General features: G+C 55.6%; 17 protein-coding genes. 5 read left to right on the top strand and 12 right to left on the bottom strand.

Annotation, left to right across the window (positions count from 1 at the left end; translation table 11 throughout):
• Positions 1–269 precede the first annotated feature (269 nt).
• Positions 270–1,157, top strand: coding sequence for a threonine/homoserine exporter RhtA (gene rhtA / locus NTD86_RS07270; protein ID WP_262201491.1), 888 nt, complete (start codon positions 270–272; stop codon positions 1,155–1,157).
• Between the two features lie 169 nt (positions 1,158–1,326).
• On the top strand, positions 1,327–1,608 hold the full coding sequence (locus tag NTD86_RS07265; RefSeq protein ID WP_262201490.1) for a hypothetical protein: 282 nt from the start codon (positions 1,327–1,329) through the stop codon (positions 1,606–1,608).
• A gap of 61 nt (positions 1,609–1,669) precedes the next feature.
• Here NTD86_RS07265 and NTD86_RS07260 read toward each other — a convergent pair whose 3' ends face one another.
• Together NTD86_RS07260 and NTD86_RS07255 are read right to left on the bottom strand one after the other, a co-directional pair.
• Positions 1,670–3,481, bottom strand: coding sequence for an aminopeptidase P family protein (locus tag NTD86_RS07260; protein ID WP_262201489.1), 1,812 nt, complete (start codon positions 3,479–3,481; stop codon positions 1,670–1,672).
• Between the two features lie 56 nt (positions 3,482–3,537).
• Positions 3,538–4,707, bottom strand: coding sequence for a cysteine desulfurase family protein (locus NTD86_RS07255; protein WP_262201488.1), 1,170 nt, complete (start codon positions 4,705–4,707; stop codon positions 3,538–3,540).
• Between the two features lie 334 nt (positions 4,708–5,041).
• On the opposite strand from NTD86_RS07255, the gene NTD86_RS07250 reads away from it, so the two are divergent.
• Together NTD86_RS07250 and NTD86_RS07245 are read left to right on the top strand one after the other, a co-directional pair.
• Positions 5,042–6,151, top strand: a complete 1,110-nt coding sequence (locus NTD86_RS07250; protein ID WP_262201487.1) for a sigma-54 interaction domain-containing protein — start codon at positions 5,042–5,044, stop codon at positions 6,149–6,151.
• A 169-nt stretch (positions 6,152–6,320) separates the two neighbouring features.
• Entirely contained in the window at positions 6,321–7,106 is a 786-nt protein-coding gene (locus NTD86_RS07245; protein ID WP_262201486.1) for a TSUP family transporter, read from the top strand.
• Here the strand turns inward: NTD86_RS07245 and nudC are convergent.
• The 5 genes from nudC to gnd form a co-directional block, all read right to left on the bottom strand.
• Positions 7,074–7,904, bottom strand: coding sequence for an NAD(+) diphosphatase (nudC, locus tag NTD86_RS07240; RefSeq protein WP_262201485.1), 831 nt, complete (start codon positions 7,902–7,904; stop codon positions 7,074–7,076). The two genes, NTD86_RS07245 and nudC, sit on opposite strands and share 33 nt — an antisense overlap.
• Before the next feature lie 43 nt (positions 7,905–7,947).
• Positions 7,948–8,760 (bottom strand): crotonase/enoyl-CoA hydratase family protein, encoded by an 813-nt coding sequence (locus tag NTD86_RS07235; protein WP_262201484.1) that lies wholly within the window; start codon positions 8,758–8,760, stop codon positions 7,948–7,950.
• Between the two features lie 120 nt (positions 8,761–8,880).
• Positions 8,881–9,702 (bottom strand): Cof-type HAD-IIB family hydrolase, encoded by an 822-nt coding sequence (locus NTD86_RS07230; protein ID WP_410016960.1) that lies wholly within the window; start codon positions 9,700–9,702, stop codon positions 8,881–8,883.
• Complete coding sequence (zwf, locus tag NTD86_RS07225; protein ID WP_262201481.1) at positions 9,699–11,222, bottom strand: glucose-6-phosphate dehydrogenase; 1,524 nt, start codon at positions 11,220–11,222, stop codon at positions 9,699–9,701. Before zwf ends, NTD86_RS07230 begins: the two co-directional genes overlap by 4 nt.
• Positions 11,219–12,199: a phosphogluconate dehydrogenase (NAD(+)-dependent, decarboxylating) gene (gene gnd, locus NTD86_RS07220; protein ID WP_262201480.1), complete on the bottom strand. Its 981-nt coding sequence runs from the start codon at positions 12,197–12,199 to the stop codon at positions 11,219–11,221. Before gnd ends, zwf begins: the two co-directional genes overlap by 4 nt.
• Before the next feature lie 422 nt (positions 12,200–12,621).
• On the opposite strand from gnd, the gene NTD86_RS07215 reads away from it, so the two are divergent.
• Entirely contained in the window at positions 12,622–14,361 is a 1,740-nt protein-coding gene (locus NTD86_RS07215) for a phosphoethanolamine transferase CptA (RefSeq protein ID WP_262201479.1), read from the top strand.
• A gap of 66 nt (positions 14,362–14,427) precedes the next feature.
• Here the strand turns inward: NTD86_RS07215 and NTD86_RS07210 are convergent, their stop codons facing one another.
• The 5 genes from NTD86_RS07210 to NTD86_RS07190 all read right to left on the bottom strand — a co-directional run bounded on the left by NTD86_RS07210 (position 14,428) and on the right by NTD86_RS07190 (position 20,323).
• Positions 14,428–14,913 (bottom strand): GNAT family N-acetyltransferase, encoded by a 486-nt coding sequence (locus tag NTD86_RS07210; protein WP_262201478.1) that lies wholly within the window; start codon positions 14,911–14,913, stop codon positions 14,428–14,430.
• 82 nt (positions 14,914–14,995) lie between these two features.
• Positions 14,996–15,325 carry a hypothetical protein gene (locus tag NTD86_RS07205; protein ID WP_262201476.1) on the bottom strand — a complete coding sequence of 110 codons (330 nt, stop codon included), beginning with the start codon at positions 15,323–15,325 and terminating at the stop codon, positions 14,996–14,998.
• A gap of 112 nt (positions 15,326–15,437) precedes the next feature.
• Entirely contained in the window at positions 15,438–18,683 is a 3,246-nt protein-coding gene (locus tag NTD86_RS07200) for a transporter substrate-binding domain-containing protein (RefSeq protein ID WP_410016959.1), read from the bottom strand.
• The gene (locus tag NTD86_RS07195; protein ID WP_262201473.1) at positions 18,684–19,310 is read right to left on the bottom strand and encodes a response regulator transcription factor; all 627 of its coding nucleotides are present in this window, start codon (positions 19,308–19,310) and stop codon (positions 18,684–18,686) included. It abuts the gene before it with no gap.
• A 296-nt stretch (positions 19,311–19,606) separates the two neighbouring features.
• The gene (locus tag NTD86_RS07190; protein ID WP_262201472.1) at positions 19,607–20,323 is read right to left on the bottom strand and encodes an MgtC/SapB family protein; all 717 of its coding nucleotides are present in this window, start codon (positions 20,321–20,323) and stop codon (positions 19,607–19,609) included.
• Positions 20,324–20,374: the final 51 nt, after the last annotated feature.

Here is a 20,374-nt window from a genome sequence, read left to right as displayed (position 1 = left end):
CAGCGTTACACGCTGCTGTCAACACCTTATTTCCTGCTTCGATGATTTGAAGCTAGCTCATCGAAAATCATCCAACTCATTGATACTAAAAGAGTTTTTCCGTTTCGACTGCGCCGGAAGTGGGCGCATTATAGGCTGCTGGCGTAACGAGTCAAGTGCTAATACAAGCGCAAAGCACTCAAAGCAAATTGCGCACTATATTGCACACGGCGCGCCACTTGAGCATGATGCCTGTCCTCAAGACACTTAACGCCCAGGTATACTCCGCAATGACAAAGTCCTCCCGTAGCCTCGTATCGACGCTATTACCTGTTGGCTTACTCCTGATCGCCATGGCCTCCATCCAATCAGGGGCCTCGCTCGCGAAAAGCATGTTCCCAATTGTTGGCGCCCAAGGGACTACAACGCTGCGTTTGATATTTGCCAGTATCATCATGCTGCTTATATTGCGCCCCTGGAGAGCCAAGTTCACAGCCAAATCCCTCAAGACTGTTATTGTCTATGGCATAGCGCTGGGTGGTATGAACCTGCTCTTCTATATGTCGTTGCGCAGCGTGCCACTGGGAATTGCGGTTGCGCTCGAATTCACAGGCCCTTTGGCCGTTGCTATTTTCTCTTCACGCAAAGCAATCGACTTCGTATGGATTGGCCTGGCAATCACCGGCCTTTTATTGCTTATCCCTCTTGGCGACAACACGCAAGGCATTGATCTGGTAGGCACTTGCTATGCGCTGGGCGCAGGCGTCTGTTGGGCGCTTTATATTCTATTCGGACAAAAAGCAGGTGCTGATAACGGCGTTCAAACGGCGGCCTTGGGTGTGATCATTGCAGCCCTGTTTATCGCCCCTGTCGGCATTGTTCACGCTGGCAGTGCGTTATTAACGCCAGCCCTGATTCCGATCGCATTGGGTGTTGCGGTATTGTCCACCGCCCTTCCCTATACATTAGAGATGGTTGCTCTTACCCGAATGCCTACCCGGACATTTGGGACCCTCATGAGTATTGAGCCTGCCTTTGGTGCGCTTTCGGGACTGCTTTTTTTGCATGAAGTCCTGTCTGTCACACAATGGATAGCTATTGCCTGCATTATCATGGCCTCTGTAGGTGCAACTCTGACAATGCGCGGCCATTCAACCCCAGCAACCACTGAGAATTAATCATACATTTGACACAGTTCTGGTAATTGACTCTCATTTAGGAGATGTTTGTACGCAGAATAATTCAATTGTGGCGATTGCGGAGACGGACATCCTCCTAAGCCACTGAATGAATAACCAACCGCTCTTAGCATCACGCACATCTGACGCAAACGCTTTAAGGACAGGAATGAAACGATTTTTGGTTGTTATGGCCGTGCTCATAATATCCGGCTGCGCTGCAACCTCCGAAACCGCTGTCAAACGTGGCAAACGTGGCTTGCATATCAATTGCTCTGGATTGTCATCATCCTGGGACAAGTGCTACGCCGAAGCAGCAAAGTCTTGCAGTGACAAGGGATACCGAGTTGTTGCCAAATCGGGCGATGCAACAGAAGAACCTGGAGATTACCCCTTCGGATTGAACCCTGCCGGCTATACCAGTCGCAGCATGATTGTCCTCTGCAGGTAACCCCCCAGGCTTCTGTCACGTCACCAAATCAGTCGAGCACGTGACAGAGTGCCCTCGCGCTTTAAGAAAGCGCTGCCGTACGAACCTGTAACCACTCCAAGGCATCACCTTGCAGTAACGGGCTCAAACGCTCACGGACTTGCGCGTGATAGTCATCAAGCCATTCGCGTTCTTCATGCGTCAGCAGTGAAGGCTCCAGGCAACGCGTATCAATCGGGCACAACGTCAGAGTTTCGAATGCCAGAAACGAACCAAAATCCGACGTACCAGCCTCACGATTTAACACCAGATTCTCAATGCGCACGCCCCAACGACCTGGACGGTATGTACCGGGTTCAATTGATGTAATCATTCCCGGCTGCATCGCGGTATGGGGCGCTACGCCGGCCTGATAGGCAATAACTTGCGGCCCCTCGTGCACATTCAGGAAATAGCCAACGCCATGGCCTGTCCCGTGCCCGTAATCAACGTTATCAGCCCAGATCGGCGCTCGAGCAATCGAGTCCAGCAAGGGCGACAGGATCCCTTTGGGGAACCGTGCACGCGACAACGCAATCACGCCTTTAAGCACCCGAGTGCAGTCGCGCTTTTGCTCGCTGGTCGGAGTACCGACAGGCACCATACGCGTAATGTCAGTCGTACCGCCCAAGTACTGACCACCCGAATCGATAAGCAACAAGCCATCCCCTTCGATCACCGCATGCTCTTGCGGTGTCGCATGGTAATGCGGCATTGCACCATTGGCATTGAAAGCTGCGATGGTATTGAAGCTGAGTGATACAAAGCCTGGGCGGCGTGCACGCGCAGCGCTCAACTGTTCATCAATGGTCAGTTCCGTGATGCGCTCACGCCCCTGGGCCGCTTCAAGCCAGGCAAAGAATTCACAGAGTGCTGCGCCATCCTGCTCCATTGCCTGACGGATATGCACCGCATCATCAAGGCTCTTCTGAGACTTGGCGAGCGTGGTGGGATTCAGCCCCTCCACCAACTTCACCTCACGGTTCACGCTGTTGAGCAAACCACAGGTTACACGTGCCGGGTCAACCAGAAGTCGAGTCGTGGCTGGCAAAGCAGCCAGGGCTGCATGGATTTCGGAGTAATCACGTAATGTCAGGCCATCACGTTCCAGCGTTTCCTGCAGGTCAATAGCCACCTTGTCCAAGTCAATAAACAAGGTGGCGCGGGTTGGCTCAACGAGCGCAAAAGAAACAAATACCGGGTTAAAAGAGACATCAGACCCACGCAAGTTGAATAACCAGGCAATGTCATCCAACGTGGCGATAAAGTGTGCGTCGGCATTGCGCTGCTTGAGTGTTTCGCGCAGCTTTGCCAGTTTGTCTGTACGACTCACGGTGGCTTGAGGGGGCAAGTGCTCATAAATCGGCTGATTTGGAAGCGCCGGGCGGTCTGCCCAAACCAGATTCAATAAATCGATATCCGTACGCAAGATAGCGCCACGTTCTTTGAGCTTGCTCTCCAGGGTACGTGCTGAAGCCAAGGCCAGAACGGCACCATCCACAGAGACCGTCGCCCCTTCAGGCGCTTGTTCCGCCAACCAGTCCAGAGGCCCAGGCTGGCCAGGTTGCAACTTGACCAATTCGATCGTACTGCCGGCAAGCTCTTTAACCGCTTGCTCCCAATAACGGCTATCAGCCCATAACCCGGCAAAGGTCGGGGTCACGATCAACGTGCCCACCGAACCGTAAAAGCCCGACAGCCATTGACGCCCCTGCCAATAGGCAGGCAAATACTCGGAGAGGTGTGGATCGGCCGACGGAACCAACAGCGCATGGATGCCGTTCTGTTTCATCAAGGCGCGAGTTCGCGCCAAACGCTGCACCACAGATTCCTGATTCAACGACTGAATACTCATCCTCTCTCCTGCTGGCCACGATTGATTTAACTACGTCGCGGATAATGGAGCAGTCATCAAGACGGGGCAACTGCCCAAAATGGTGCAGGCGCTGCAACGGCAACCTTGATGGCGTTGGCTGCTGCATCGATATCCTGCTCGCGAGTAAAACGCCCAAAGCTCAAGCGGATGGTTTGAGCCGCCTTTTGCGCATCAAGCCCGACGGCAAGCAACACATGAGAGGGTGCTTTGCTGGCAGAATTGCACGCGGAGGTCGCCGAGTATGCCAGCACTGCATTCAGTGCCGAGCTATTGAGCTGTCCTTCACTGAACGTCAGGCTCAAGGTATGAGGAATTCGTTGTGTCGGACAACCATTACACTGCACCCCCGGTACATCAGCCAATTGTTCGAGCAGGCGCTCACGAAGCCCCTGAATATGTGCCAGCTCTTGAGCAAAGGCTTCGTGAGCCAAGGCAAATGCCGCGCCCATACCGGCGATCTGATGAGTCGCCAGAGTGCCAGATCGCAGCCCGGACTCATGACCACCTCCATGAATCTGTGCCTGTAAACGATCTAGCGCACGTGCACCCACATACAAGGCACCAATCCCTTTAGGCCCATAAATTTTGTGCCCCGAGAAAGACATCAAATCCACCGCCCACTCCTGCAGGTCAATGGCGATCTTGCCAGCGCCTTGCGCCGCATCGACATGAAACAACGCACCATGTTCGCGAACCAGACGACCGATACCAGGAATGTCATTCACGGTCCCCAGCTCATTATTCACCAGCATCAGCGATACCAGCAGAGTGTCCGTACGCAAGGCAGCGCTCACTTTTTCTGCGCTGACGAGCCCGTCGCTGTCTGGCGCCAGATAGGTCACCTCGAAGCCTGACGCCTCCAGGAATCGCGCAGTATCCAATACCGCCTTGTGTTCGATCTGGCTGGTAATGATGTGCCCGCGTGATTCGGGGCTGGCTTGGGCAACGCCTTTCAATGCCAGGTTATTGGACTCGGTAGCACCTGATGTCCAGATAATTTGTTGCGGTCTTGCGTTAACCAACTGCGCAACCTGCTCACGAGCGAGCTCTACCGCCTGCCGCGCGTCACGGCCGAAAACATGTGAACCAGACGCCGGATTGCCGAAATTCCCTTCAAAACCCAGACAATCGACCATCACCTGAATGACACGATCGTCCACAGGCGTGGTGGCGGCGTAATCGAAATAAAGAGGTCGTTTGTTCATTGTGCAAACCCACTGAGCGCGTTCCGGAATCAGGCAATGCTTGATAGCAGAAAAATGAAACCGCGTGAAAAGCGCGGTGTTTAGAAATAACCGATAGAACAGGTCTAACCAAGCGTCTGAGACAAGAAAAGGCGTAGGAGCCTTCCTAAACTCAGCTCAACGTAAATCCATAGCCTTATAAAGCGCCAAAAGTGGAGTCTTGTACAAGTCTTATATGCCATAAGGATATATAAATATGGAATTACGTTAGTTTACGGAATAAACAAATCCCCTTATAAAGTCGCCTTCGGCTTTCCTTTTGTGGGCAGAGCCCTCCGATAAAAGGAGCTGTCCATTGCAGCTTTTAACCTTACCGTCCACTCCGGCACTCGCGACTTCCATCAGGGCCACGGCTCAAGTGTTTGAAGATCCGGTATCCAAGGAGTTACTGACGCACCTGCAACAAATAGCTCCAAGCGACGCCAGCGTATTGATCATCGGCGAAACCGGCACCGGCAAAGAGTTGGTTGCCCGGCATATTCACCAACTCAGCCACCGTCATCAGCAACCCTTCGTAGCCGTTAACTGCGGAGCGTTTGCCGAGTCGCTGGTAGAAGCCGAACTGTTCGGCCATGAAAAAGGCGCTTTCACCGGCGCATTGGCAGCCAAGGCCGGCTGGTTTGAAGAGGCCGACGGCGGGACATTATTTCTCGATGAAATCGGCGACCTGCCGTTGCCCATCCAAGTGAAACTGCTGCGTGTGTTGCAGGAGCAGGAAGTTGTCAGACTCGGCTCGCGTAAAAGCACGCCAATCAATGTTCGAGTACTGGCCGCCACCAACGTCAACCTGGAGCAAGCGATCGAAGCGGGGCACTTTCGCGAAGACCTCTATTACCGCCTCAATGTCGTGAGCCTAGTGCTGCGTCCATTACGCGAACGTCCCGGGGATATCCTGCCACTGGCCAGGCATTTCCTGCAGACCTATCGCCAACGCCTGCAACACGGCCCAACGACACTCAGCCCGTGTGCTGAAGAAGCACTCACTCAACATCCATGGCAAGGCAATATCCGCGAGCTGGAAAACGTCATGCACCACAGTCTGTTGCTGTGTCGCAACCAGACCATCACCGTGCAAGACCTACGACTGTCGCCCTCACGCGTAAGGCGCCAGGAAGCGCCCCTACCGTCGCCCCCCCACGCGCAAGACAACACTCAAGACTTGCTGCAGCGGGCGTTTAGAAGGCTTTTTGAAGAGGAGCCCGGCGCCCTGCACGAAACGGTTGAAGATAGCCTGCTGCGTGCAGCCTACGAATTTTGCCACCACAACCAAGTGCATACGGCCAAACTGCTCGGCCTGAGCCGCAATGTGACACGCACCCGCCTGATCAAACTCGGCGCCCTGTCCGTCAATACCCGCCGGGCAGACTCACCCGCCCCCTCGCCCTACTTGCAACAGTCCCTCTAGCAAAAGCAGCAGCGGCCTTGTGACGGCTGCTGCTGGGTTCGAACTTAATGAGGTTGTCACGTAACGGTAGCTAACGCTAAAAGGGCAGTCGCCGCTACAGCCTGTAATGGGTAAGATGCGTGCTTCTTCAGCGCATAGCGCATACGTCCCGCCGAATTAAGTCGACCTCATGCCTTTTGATCTCAGCCTCAGCGTAGATTTGACCACCCTTGCCATTCTGGCCGCCGTTGCATTCATCGCCGGTTTTATCGACGCGATTGCCGGTGGTGGTGGCCTGCTCACCACCCCTGCCCTGCTGACCGCGGGCCTGCCACCGCACTTGGTACTGGGCACCAACAAGCTCAGTTCGACGTTCGGCTCGGCCACTGCCAGCTTTACCTTTTATCGACGCAAACTGTTCCATCCGCGTGAGTGGAAACTGGCGATTTTCGGCACCCTGACAGGCGCTCTGATCGGCGCTGTTGCCGCGCACTACATGCCCGCCGAATGGCTCAACAAAATGCTCCCGGTAATTGTTTTTGCGTGCGGACTGTACCTTTTGTTCGGCGGCACACCTAAAACCCCGATCGACAACGACGCGCCGATCAAAAAGAAATGGCAACTGCCGCAGGGTTTTGGCCTGGGTTTTTATGATGGCGTCGCGGGGCCTGGAACCGGCGCGTTCTGGACTGTCAGCAGCATGCTGCTCTACCCCATCGACCTGGTGAAGGCCAGCGGCGTCGCCCGTAGCATGAACTTCGTCAGCAACATCGCGGCGCTGTCGATCTTTGTCTTTTCGGGGCATGTGGACTGGATCATCGGCCTGACCATGGGCTTTGCCGTCATGGTCGGCGCGTTCTTTGGCGCCCGCAGCGCCATCAGCGGCGGGGCCAAATTCATTCGCCCGGTGTTTATCACCGTAGTCCTGGGGCTGACCGTGCGCCTAGCCTGGCAACACTGGTTCGGCATGGCCTAAACGCCGCGCCACATACAGGTCGATGAGATAACGCGCAATCGAACGCGACGCCGGTAACGGCGGCAACGCATGGATGCTGAACCACTGGGCATCTTCAATCTCATCGGCCTGCGGCACGATATCTCCCCCCGCATACTGCGCATGAAAGCCCAGCATCATTGAATGCGGGAATGGCCAGCACTGGCTGCCGACATACTGAATATCCTTGACCTCGACCTGCACTTCTTCGTAAACCTCACGAATCAAGCAGTCTTCGGCCGACTCACCGGGCTCGGCAAAACCTGCCAGGGTGCTGTAAACACCTGGTACAAAACGGGGCGAACGGGCCAGCAAGATCTCATCGCCGCGGGTAATCAGCACAATCATGCTCGGCGAAATACGCGGATAACTGCGCAAGTCACACGTCGAGCAGTACATGGCGCGCTCGAGGGGTACTTGAGTCATGGCCTGACCACAACTGCCGCAGAAACGATGCTCGCGGGCCCAGGTGCCAATTTGCGCGGCGTAACCCAACACCTTGTACAGCGTGTGATCGCCTTGCAGCATAAACGCACGCAGCCCTTGCCAGTGGCAGCCCTCAACCTGGGCGGCGCCCTGCAACTCGAACAGATACACGGGCTCCCCGTCCAGGTGGCCGATACCGTGTTCAGCCAACACCGGCAGTTGCTGGTGCTTGAGCCATTCACGCGGGAACAGCGGACCATTGTCGTCGAGCAAAAAACCCTCTGGGCCACGCACCACGGCCAAGCCGCCAGCAAGATCGGTGTCCAGTACTGCCGTAGTCCAACGCGAAGTCATCACAACATCCCAGGTCAAGTTGAGGTGCGACGCGGCGATCGCGTCAATCCTGAAATTCAGGCTTTTGTTTGCTCATATGCGCGGCCATAGCCAAACGCAAGTCCAAGGATTGCAACATGGCCGCGTTCCAAGTGGCAACATATTCAAGGCCATCATCCACCCGATGATCGCGCATATAAGTGATCATGTGTTTGGTCCCCGCCACGGCGATCGGCGATTTACTGGCGATGTCCCGGGCAATGGCCATTACGCCTTCCAGCAAACGCTCATGATCACTGTAGACCCGATTGACCAAGCCAATGCTGCGCGCCTCCTGCGCGTCGACCATGCGCCCGGTGTAGGCCAGCTCTCGAAGCATGCCATCACCTATAATGCGCGGCAAACGTTGCAAAGTGCCGACATCGGCGGCCATGCCCATGTCGATTTCCTTGATCGAAAACTGTGCATCCTCAGCCGCATAGCGCATGTCGCAGGCGGCAATCAAATCAATCGCGCCCCCCAGGCAATACCCTTGAATCGCTGCCAGCACGGGTTTGCGGCATTGATCGACGGCGTTGAACGAGTCCTGCATTTGCAGGATTTTACGCCGTAGCAGGCGAGCGTTACGTCCGACGTCCTTGCCCAGTTCATTGGCCACCGAAGCTAGCAGCATCAGGTCAATACCAGCCGAAAAGTGCTTGCCGGCACCACTGATCACCACAGCACGCACGGCATCGGTTTCATCGATCCACTGAAAAATATCGATGATCTCAGTCCAGAATGCCGCGTTCATCGCATTGACCTTCTCAGGTCGGTTGATCATCACATGGGCGATGTTGTCGTTTAGCTCAACCTTGAAAGCCTGGTAGTCGGACATAACCTGAATCCTTTGTAGGGCGTTGTCGCCAGTCAATGAGCGGCCGACTATAACAAGCCCTGCTCGCCCAAAAAGACCGTGTTTGCGCCAAAAACCGGACAAAGTAGCGTATCGAAAGGGCTATTCAGCCTTCAGGACAAACCGCTCAAGTGCCAGCGCAGCCCCGTCTTCCCGATTCGTGCCAGTCACGTACGTGGCTTGGTCACGGATCTCGGCACCTGCCTGGCCCATGGCAACAGACAGACCGGCGCGCTTGAACATCGCGGGGTCATTGCCACCATCCCCGATCGCCATCGTGTTACCCAGCGGCACCTCCAAGAGAGCGGCCAGGCTCACCAAGGCATCACCCTTGTTTGCACGCGGGGCCGTTATATCCAGATAAAAAGCCTGTGAGCGACTAGCCAGCGCCTGATCGCCCAAGACACCGTGCAACTGCTGTTCAAGCTCGACCAGCAACTGTGCATTGCGACTGGCAGCCACAATCTTGTCGACGCGTTGCACATACGCATCGAAATCCGTCACCACCCGTGGAGCGAACCCCAAGGCATTGTGCTCTTGAGCCACCATCGGCCCATTGGGGTCGCGCAACAGCCATTGGTCATCAGCGAACACCCAGACTTCAACGTCATGTTGGTCCAGAAGCGCCAGCGTCGCTTTGACCGCCTCACACGGCACTGGATACGATTGCAAATAACTGCCGTCAGCGTTCACCAGTATCCCGCCGTTAAAGGCCGCTGTTGGCAACTCGATGCCCAGCTGTTTGACCTGATCGCGCATGCCTCTGGGCGGGCGTCCAGTGGCCAACGAGAAGTAAACACCCGCCGCCTGCAGCGCCTTGACCGCAGCCAGCGTCCGCGGGCTGATGGTGTGATCAGGGCTGAGTAACGTGCCGTCCATGTCACACAGCACCAATTGAATCGGCTCGTGCATCACTGTACTCATTCTATGTTCAGCCATACGCGGCCATCGCGAGCCAATAAGTCCTTGGCCGCCTGCGGCCCGTCCTCACCGGCTTTGTAGGGATGCACGTCAGTCTGTTCACGCCACGCATCCAGAAAAGGCTGCACACCCCGCCAGCCGTTTTCGATGTTATCGGCTCGCTGAAACAAGGTTTGATCGCCCGTCAGGCAGTCATAAATCAATGTCTCGTAACCAGTCGACGGCTGGACTTCGAAAAAATCCTTATAGGCAAAACCCAACTCGATATTGGACATATTCAAACCCGGCCCTGGGCGCTTGGCCTGCAAGTCAAACCACATGCCTTCGTTGGGCTGGATCCGGATACGCAAATAGTTGGGCTTCAAGCGCTCCACTTCGGTGTCGCGAAATTGCGCATAGGGTGCGGGTTTAAAACAGATCGCGATTTCAGTGTCACGCGCACTCATGCGCTTGCCGGTACGCAGATAAAACGGCACACCGACCCAGCGCCAGTTGTCGATCATCACCTTGAGCGCAACAAACGTTTCCGTCGTGCTGTCAGCAGCCACGTTGTTTTCTTCGCGATAGCCCGGCACAGGTTTACCAGCCGACTCGCCCGCGGTGTATTGACCACGGACCGAGTTCTTGCGTGCATCTTCTAGCGACCACGGGCGAATCGCACCAATTACTTTGGCTTTTTCGCCGCGCACCGCGTCTGCTCCAAACGCCGCAGGCGGCTCCATCGCCACCATCGCCAGCAACTGAAACAGGTGATTGGGCAACATGTCGCGCAAGGCGCCGGTGTTTTCATAAAAACTGCCACGGGTCTCGACCCCGACCGTTTCAGCGGCCGTGATCTGCACATGGTCTATGTAATGGTTATTCCAGAAGGCCTCGAACAGCCCGTTGGAAAAACGGCTGACCAAAATGTTCTGGACCGTTTCCTTGCCCAGGTAATGGTCAATCCGATAAATCTGCTTCTCGCTCATGACACTTAACAGGCAAGCGTTCAGCGCCTGTGCGGTGTCGACATCCGAGCCAAAAGGTTTTTCAATCACGACCCGGCGAAACGCCTCCGGGGTTTCTTTGAGCAGCCCGCTGGCGCCCAGTCGCTGCACCACATCGCTGAAAAAGCGCGGGGCAGTCGCCAGATAGAACACCGCATTGCCAGTACCACTGGCGCAAATCTTCTCTTCCAGCGCCTCATAGGTACTGTCGTCGAGAAAGTCGCCCTGCACATAGCTGATGTTCTTCGCCAGGCGGTTCCACAAATCGGCATTCAAGCCTTGGCCATCAGGATGCCTGACCTTGCTGGCGGCTTCTGTGCGAATGAAGTCTTCCAGTTTTTTAGCAAAGCCTTCATCGCTGATCGCATTGTGGTCAACGCCCACAATGCGCAAGCCAGCGTCCAGCAAACCGTCTCGAGTCAAGTTGTAAAGCGCTGGCATCAACAAGCGCTTTACCAGATCACCGTGGGCCCCAAATAGAAACAGCGTGGTAGGAGGCGCAGGTTTAACGTTGGATTTGCTGGACAGTTCGGTCATTTCTTAGGCGTCTCCACGTGGCCACCGAATCCAAAGCGCATGGCGGACAACAATTTGTCGCCATACAGGCTTTGTTGGCGTGAGCTGTAACGGGCAAACAAGGCATTGGACAACACAGGCACCGGGGTCGATTGCTCCATGGCGGCTTCAATGGTCCAGCGGCCTTCACCGCTGTCTGCCACGGCGCCGGAGTAACCATCCAGAGGTGCATCTACAGCCAGGGCATCGGCGGTCAGGTCCAGCAACCAGGACGACACGACGCTGCCACGGCGCCACACTTCTGCGATATCAGCCAGGTTCAGGTCAAAACGCTGATCTTCAGGCAGATTCTCGCCGCCTTTCATCTTCATCAGGTTGAAGCCTTCGGCATACGCCTGCATCAAGCCGTACTCGATACCGTTGTGCACCATTTTGACGAAGTGGCCTGCGCCCGCCGGCCCCGCGTGGATATATCCGCGCTCGGCACGATCGTCTTCAGACACGCGGTCCTTGGTGCGCGGAATATTCCCCAGGCCCGGAGCCAGCGCCGCGAACAGCGGGTCCAGGTGTTGAACCACTTGCGTGTCACCGCCGATCATCATGCAGTAACCGCGCTCCAGGCCCCAGACGCCGCCCGAAGTGCCGACGTCGACATAACGAATGCCTTTTTCAGCCAACGCTTTGGAACGTCGAATATCGTCTTTATAGAAGGTGTTACCGCCATCGATGATGATGTCATCGGCGTCGAGCAGTTGGCTCAGGGTATCGATCGTGTCCTCGGTTGGCGCGCCAGACGGCAGCATGACCCATACCGCACGGGGCTTGGCCAGGCCAGCCACCAGCGCGGGCAGGTCAGCAACGCCTGTGGCGCCGTCCTGCTCCAGAGCACTGACGAAATCGGTATTGCGGTCAAAAACCACGGTGGTATGCCCATTGAGCATCAGACGCCGTGCGATGTTACCGCCCATACGGCCCAATCCAATAATTCCCAACTGCATGTACTGTTGCTCCCAACGGCAAAATAAATAGGTGTACAGCACCTTAGTTCAGCAAGGCTTAAGGTGCTCGGCTAAGGATTAGTCCTATCGCATGGCGCATAGTTTCGCACAAGCGGCGTGGCAGATTCCCCATTGAATACGCTCAGCAGACGGATGAAACGCAATCTGCCCCTAAAAACCCTTTATCGAGCCAAAAGCCACCTGTCGCTGGAGCAATTTCAGTGACCTCCACAGAATCTGTGAATATCCACCCCGCCCCGGCAAACCTGCTGCATTCAACGCCTCAGCTCCGCGGACAAAGTTTTCACATCACTTTCGTGACAATTAATCACTTTGTGGCGGCTTTATTTACAAGCGGCCCTCGCGAGTTGGGCCGGCTATGACGGCATCAACCTTCAAGTTGGTATGTGCTGGAGTGCGGCATGGGGTTGTTTAAACGCAGTAATGACTCTGCGAACGGGTTTGACTGGGCAGGTTTGGGCTGGTTGTTTCTATTCTTCTGGTACTTTTCCGGTATCACTCAACTGCTGGTACAACTGACGGGCACCTCCGGTTTTTCAGGATTTCGCCAAGCGTTCGTACTGAGCGCCATCTGGCTGGCACCGATGCTGCTATTCCCGGCCCGCACACGGTTCATGGCGGCAGTGATCGGCGTCGTGCTATGGGCCTGCTCCATGGCCAGCCTTGGGTATTTCTTTATCTACCAGCAAGAGTTTTCGCAAAGCGTCATTTTCATCATGTTCGAATCGAACACCTCTGAAGCCGGCGAGTACCTGACGCAATACTTCGCCTGGTGGATGCTAGTGGCCTTTCTGGCCCATAGCGCTTTCGCAGTCTTTCTCTGGACTCGCCTGCGCCCGGTCTACTTGCCCCGCGCCCAAGCCTGGGCAGCGGCCATGGCAATCTTGCTGGCAGTGGTGGGCTACCCGTTGATCAAGCAAACCCTGCGCCACGACACCTTCGCCTCAGCGCTGGAAAGCTTCGAGAGCCGGATTGAACCGGCGGTGCCGTGGCAGATGGTTGTAGCGTATCGACGCTATTTGCAACAACTGGACAGCATGCAAGGCATGCTCGCCAGCACCAGCAAAATCGCGCCGCTGACCAACCTCACGGACGATGAAGCGGGCCAACCCACAACGCTTGTACTGGTCATCGGTGAATCCACCAACCGCCAGCGCATGAGCCTGTATGGCTACCCACGAGAAACCACACCTAACCTGGACAAAATGCGTGATCAACTGGCGATCTTCGACAACGTCGTCACGCCGCGCCCCTACACCATCGAGGCACTGCAACAAGTACTGACGTTTGCCGACGAAGAAAACCCCGACCTGTATCTCACCACTCCTTCACTGGTCAGCGTGATGAAACAAGCGGGTTACAAGACCTTCTGGATCACCAACCAGCAGACCATGACCAAGCGCAACACCATGCTCACCACCTTCTCCGAGCAGGCTGACCAGCAGGTTTACCTCAACAACAATCGCAACCAGAACGCCCGCCAATATGACGGCGACGTCCTTGAACCCTTCAATAAGATTCTCGCCGACAGCGCACCTCGCAAACTGATCGTTATCCACCTGCTGGGCACGCACATGAGTTATCAGTACCGTTACCCGCCAACGTTCGACAAGTTCACCGACCGCAGCGGCGCTCCGGCTGGATTGAGCGATGACCAGGTGCCGACCTACAACAGCTATGACAATGCCGTGCTGTACAACGATTTTGTGGTGTCGAGCCTGATCAAGGACTTCGCGAAAACCGACCCTAACGGTTTTCTGTTGTACTTGTCCGATCATGGTGAAGACGTGTTCGACTCAGTGGGCCGCGCCACACTGGGGCGCAACGAAGCAAAGCCCACGGCGCCGATGTACACCATTCCGTTTCTGGCCTGGGCCTCCCCCAAATGGCGTGAGGACCACGCATGGAACTTCGCCAGCGATCTGGATCGCCCCTATAGCAGCTCGCAGTTCATCCATACCTGGGCGGACCTGGCCGGGTTAAATGCCAACGAACTGGATGACAAGAAAAGCCTGGTGAGTGACGAGTTTGTGGTGCGTCCGCAGTTGATCGGAGATCCGTATTCACGTCCGCAAAAAGCTTTGATCGACTTCAGCTTGATCAAACCCAAACCGGCACCGATACCCGCCGCGATCAATTAGCAGACACACAAAGGGGCGCACTCAGTGCCCCTTTTTGTGTGTCAGCACCGCCGTTAACGCGGGCTGCTACAGCGTTTTATTCCAGAACAGCATGCGCCCGTGATCCGGGTCCAGTTGCCCATCGCTAAAACCAAACTTGCGATACGAGCCCTGCGCCACCGGGTTGCCTTCCAGAACTTCGAGGGTGATCTTGCAGCAACCGCGTTCGCGAGCAATGGCCTCGACCTTATCCAGCATTTTCTGGCTCAGCCCTAAGCCGCGGTAAGTATCGATAACCGAAACATCGTGCACATTGACCAGCGGTTTACCGGCAAACGTCGAGAACCCTTCAAAACAGTTAATCAGCCCGGCAGCCTGGCCATCCACGAAAGCCAACACGCTGAATGCATGCGCTCGCTTGGCCAATTCGCCTGGCAACGCCTGCAGCACTTGCTCGGACAATGCCTCGCCGCCACCCATCGGGTCTTGGGCGTAGTGATTCAACACATCTCGCAGTGCCTGAGCGTGAACCGGGTCTGTATAACTAGCTTGTACGATTACAACCTGCGACATTGCACGACTTCCCTGAGGTCTGATTGTGTTTTGAAAGCATCCGACCTTAGCGTGCCTGCCGCGAGGTACACAAGTGTTTGCCTCAAGGGCGTTTGGGCGGGTCGATGTTCTTCATCAGCGCCTCAATATTGGCCGCCAGCACATCAGCATCCTGGTAGATACGGATATGGCGAAACTGGGCGTTATCCCGATGGTATTGCTCGGCATCGGCAGCCGCGCCCCCCACCATTTCCTGACTGATAAAGAGCAAGTCAAACTCATCGATTTTCGCGTCTTGCAGCCCTCTCAATGCATCAGTGCCTCGCAAAGGGGCCACTCGGTGATACCCCGCCAGATTCAGCGCTCGTTCTATGATCAACGCCTGCTCGGTATCCCGATCGGCAATCAGTATTCGTAAAGACTTATTCGGCATAGTGGTAAACCGTCATCACACGTTGTCGTGTTTAAACATTAAACAAAAGCAGCCTGTATTGACGATTAATGTGTGTGCTTTCGAACATTTCAAGGCACCGTTTGTCTGCAGGTCAGCGTATATCCTGATTCAGTACATACGGTTCCAATCTCTCGGCAAAACGTTCCATCTCTGCATGCAGGGCATTCACGCAGGGCGTGATCAATTGTGGATCGGCCGAGGCACATACCGCCTCAAGTTGCTCGCAGCAGCGTATCAAGGCGTGGGCCCGCACCAGCAAAACCCCACCCTTTATCCTGTGTGCCAGCGCGGCCAATCCCTGAAAATCATCGCTCACAAAGAGTTCCATCAGGCGCGAAAGGTCCTGCTCGTTACTGGTCGCAAGGTTACCCAGCAACTCAGGAACCAACTCTTCATTGCTCTCGGCCAATTGCTTGAGATAAGCCAGATCAATTTCATTGCTGTCATCTGCAACGGGTTCCCCATGCATCACACCGGCGGCCAGACACACGCTCAAATCCTGCAGACTGATGGGCTTGAACAGGCACTGATCCATTCCGGCCTGCTTGCAGCGCTCGATTTCCTCGGGCTGTGCATTGGCGGTCAGCCCGATGACCAGGCACGGGTCATGTGTGCGGGCCGTTTCGTCGGCGCGGATGGCACGGGTCAAGTCGTAGCCATTCATCACAGGCATATTGCAATCGGTAATGACCACCTCGAACCGCCCCATGCGCCACGCCGCAAGGCCTTGAGCACCGTTCTCGGCATCGGTCACGCGGTGCCCCAGGTAACTCAACTGCTGGGCGAGGAGCATGCGGTTGGCCGGGTAGTCATCCACGATCAAAATACTCAGTGAGCCCGGATTATTCACCCGGTCAATTTCGGCATGCTCCGGCCCGGTGTCGGGTTCGAGCCGTGGCACGTTGAGCGTGATATCTACCTGAGTCCCCTTGCCTGGTTGGCTATTCAAATGAATGGTGCCGCCCATCATTTCGCACAACGCGCGACAAATTACCAACCCCAACCCAGAACCGCTGCGCGCTGATTGTGTGTTATTGCTGGCTTGAACAAACGGACTGAACAGACGCTGCAGATCCTGCTCGTCAATCCCCGAACCGGTGTCTTCAACCCGTATGCCAATCGATACCTGCGCGTCCTCAATGCTGGGTTGCTGGGTCAAGGTCAGACGAATCTCGCCGTGTTCGGTGAACTTGATGGCATTACTGATGACATTCGAAATAATTTGCTTGAAGCGCATCGGATCGATCAGGACCTCGATATTCGATGCCTGTGCGCTCTCCTCATACACAAGATTGAGATGTTTGTGCCGCGCCAAGCCATCAAACATGCGCAAGACCGACTTCACCAGCCCCTGCACATTGGCACGCTTGGGGCTCAACGACAGATGGCCGGACTCAATGCGTGCGATATCCAGAATATCGCCAATCAATTCCAGCAACTCACGGGCAGCCCCCGACGCCACCTCGATCGCCAAACGATCCAGGACGCCCTGATCGGCTTTTTTCATCGCCAACTCAAGCATCCCAATCACCGCATTCATGGGCGTACGGATTTCGTGGCTCATGGTCGCCAAAAACGTCGTCTTGGCGCGATTCGCCTCGTCTGCCTGCTGTTTGGCAATTTGCACTTGTTCCAGCAATTGCTGGCGCTTGGCAACACTACGACGTAAATAGGCGATCCACCCCACCGCGATTACCAGCAGCAAAGCCGCAAGGGCAAAGCCTTGGAGAATGGCCGCCCGATTACGCAGCCAGTAGCTTTCACCCTCTTGAGAATCAACCCGCCAGCGATGGGTCAGCACACCCATGTCTTCAGGGGGAATACTGAGCAATGCCTTGTCCAGAATGGCGTGCAGTTCAGGCGCATCGCGGGCGGTGGCGAAACCGATCTGCGCGGGCTGAGTCCCGACGGTGCTGGTGATCTGCAACTGCTCGGCGAATCGACGAGAAATCAAATAGCGCGCACTGATCAAGGCGTTGATCGCTCCATCAGCCTTACCTTGCGCCACCATCGTCATCGCTTCGACCGCGCTTCCCGCTTCCAGCAGATGAATACGCGGATAATGGCGCAGCACGAAGTCACGCAACATATTGCCTCGCACCAGGACCAGCCGCTGCTCAGCCATCTCGTCCAGCGTGCGAGGGCTTTGGGGGGTGGTTCGTGTCACCAGCACAAAAGGCGTGGTCAGGTAAGGCCGGGTGAACAGCAACTGTGATTCTCGATAAGCACTCGGCGTAAATGCCCCGATGAGATCAGCCTTGCCACTGCTGACCAGATTAATCAGGTCTTGTACCGAGTCGCCCTTGACCACCTTGAATTCGATGCCGGTGCGAGCGCCGATATTAAATAGCACGTCCGCACTTACGCCCTTGAAGCTCCCCTGCTCGTCAACAAACGATAGCGGCAGATATTGGTCATTGATCGCCACCCGCAGACGCGGATGCTCGTCTAGCCAGCGCTGCTCACTCGAACTCAGGTTCAGCCGTGAATGGCTTCCCACCTGAGTCCCCTCCGAGCTCCAGCGTCGCCCGATAGTCATTCGTTCACTGGCCGGAATCACCGCCAGTGCCGTGTTGATAATGTGCAGCAGCCGGGTGTTCGTGCGCACCAGGGCAAACGAGAAAGGCCTGACGTCTATCCGCGAGAAATCGGCCAACTGCACATTGTTGAGGTAATTCTTGTTGATCAGGTAGTTGGCACTGATGAAGTCCCCGAGGTACGCATCCGCCTGCCCGAACGCAACCGCACCAATGGCACTTAGCGTCGATGGATACAGTTGCAAATGGGCATTGGGGTAAAACGCTCTGACGTCCCCGGGTGGCAAATAGTGATCGAGCATGGCCAGGCGCTTGCCTGCCAGGTCAGCCGGCAACGCTTGTTGAGTACCGCTGCGGGTGACCAGCGTTGGCGAATCGTCGGCATACGCCTGACTCAATATTAGTCGGCCATCTTGGGCTTCAAAACCGTTGGCGCTACTGAGCAGATCCAGTTCGCCGCGCTTGAGCGCATCGATCGCCAGCGGCCTTGAAGCATACCGCTTGACCTCGACATTAACGTGCAGCAACTCGGACAGCAGTTGCATGTAATCGGCCGTCAGCCCTTCAAAGTCATGGTCGTTGTCGCTCATGTCAAAGGGCGCGTAATCGGGCGCCGAAATACCCAGCCGCAAGGCCCCGTGTTGTTTCAGCCATTGCCAGTCCGAAGCCTCAAGTACCACGTTGTAGGCTTCGACATTTGAACGCCCCAGCAACTGCAACGACTGCGGCTGCGCAATGACGCAGGGCGAACTCAAGATCAATAAAACGAATAAGAGTCCCTGACACACAAGGACTTTCATTTAAATCAAGCCATTACGTTTGGCAAATTCCGCCAGATAGACCACAGACTTCATGTTCAGCTTTTCAATCAGGCGTGCTTTATAAGTGCTGATGGTTTTGCTGCTCAGGGTCATGTCCAACGCAATTTGCTTATTACTCACGCCCCGGGCAAGTTGCTGCAAAATACTTAACTCACGTGCAGACAAACTCTCAATCATTTCCATGTCCGTAAGTGTTATGTCGCTATTACGAACCGAACTGATCGCCAGATTAGGAAAAAACGTATAACCATCCATGATCGTCTTGACCGCCCGAACCAACTCGCTGAGGTCCTGACTTTTGCTCACGAAGCCTGCGGCCCCCGCCCGCATGCAACGTTGGGAATAAAAGGTTGCTGACTGGGAAGTCAGCACCAGTATCCGGCAGCTCAGGCCGGACACCCGGATCCGGTCGATGACCTCAAGACCGTCCAGGCCCGGCATGCTGATATCAAGCACTACCAGGTCGACAGCATGCTGACGTGCCAACTGCACCGTATCAATGCCAGTGGCGGCCTCAGCCACCACGGTGTACCCCTGGTTTTCCATGAGCGCTCGCACGGCGGTACGAATGAGGGTGTGATCATCAGCAATCAAAACTTTAAACATTTAACCTCCTGCCAAAAACAGCTAATAACAGGAAATCCACGGTTTTAATCTATCCTTTTGAATAGCTTAAATACCGCAACCCCACCGAATTAACGCTCTATTGAGTGATAGGAAAAGTATAGGATATTTCCTACAAAACACATTTGTGGCCTTACCCTCATTTTTACGCGACCCTGGCCAACGCAATTAACTTCAAGCCGCGAATAATCACCGATAAGGCACCACACACGAGAAGGGAAATTACTACTCAGCTTGTAGGAATTTTCTTGGATAGAGACTTGCACGCCCCCTATTAATCACTCGGTCGTGCTCGGACTCCAAAAAGCCTGAACCACTAACGGCGACGTTGATATCCGCGCGATCAGTGCATCCAATTCATCACCATCGACCGAGGTGGCCATCAAGGTGCCCTCAATCTCGACTTCATCCTGGCCAAAAGCATGCACATCCAGATCGCTCGCCGGGTAATTACTGCGCTCCAACTCGGCTTCCAGCAAAGCCAAGGCCGCCTTTTGCTGATGACGCTGGGCGATCACGTACACCATGTAAGTGACTTCGGACGAAATCACATCCAGCGGCTGACGGTTGATGTTGTTGACGATTGGCCGCAGCAGCGTATTGGCCGCCAGCACAAACAGGGTGCCCAGCAACGCTTCAAGGATCAGGTCCGCGCCACAGCAGGCGCCTACCGCCGCAGAGGCCCACAACGTTGCGGCGGTGTTTAGCCCGCGTACATTGCCCTCCTCGCGCATGATGACCCCGGCCCCCAGGAAGCCGATCCCGGACACCACGTAAGCCACCACCCGCACCGCCCCTTCAGCCCCTCCCAGGCGGTTGGCCATATCGACAAAAATGGCCGCGCCCAGCGCCACCAGCACGTTGGTGCGCAAGCCGGCTGTTCGCTGGCGAAACTGGCGCTCAAAACCAATCAACCCGCCCAGTATGAAAGCCGAGCTGAGGCTGACCAGCGTATCGATCAGGGAAACCAGATTGATGTTGTTGATTGCTTGCATGGGCTCATCCTTGTCACGAAACCTGTCCCTTCGCGCAGGCCGCGGTCTTTA

Source organism: Pseudomonas sp. 7P_10.2_Bac1 (assembly GCF_025465935.1).
GTDB lineage: Bacteria > Pseudomonadota > Gammaproteobacteria > Pseudomonadales > Pseudomonadaceae > Aquipseudomonas.
The sequence above is the reverse complement of the archived record's forward strand: the minus strand, read 5'-3'. Positions and strand labels throughout refer to the sequence as shown.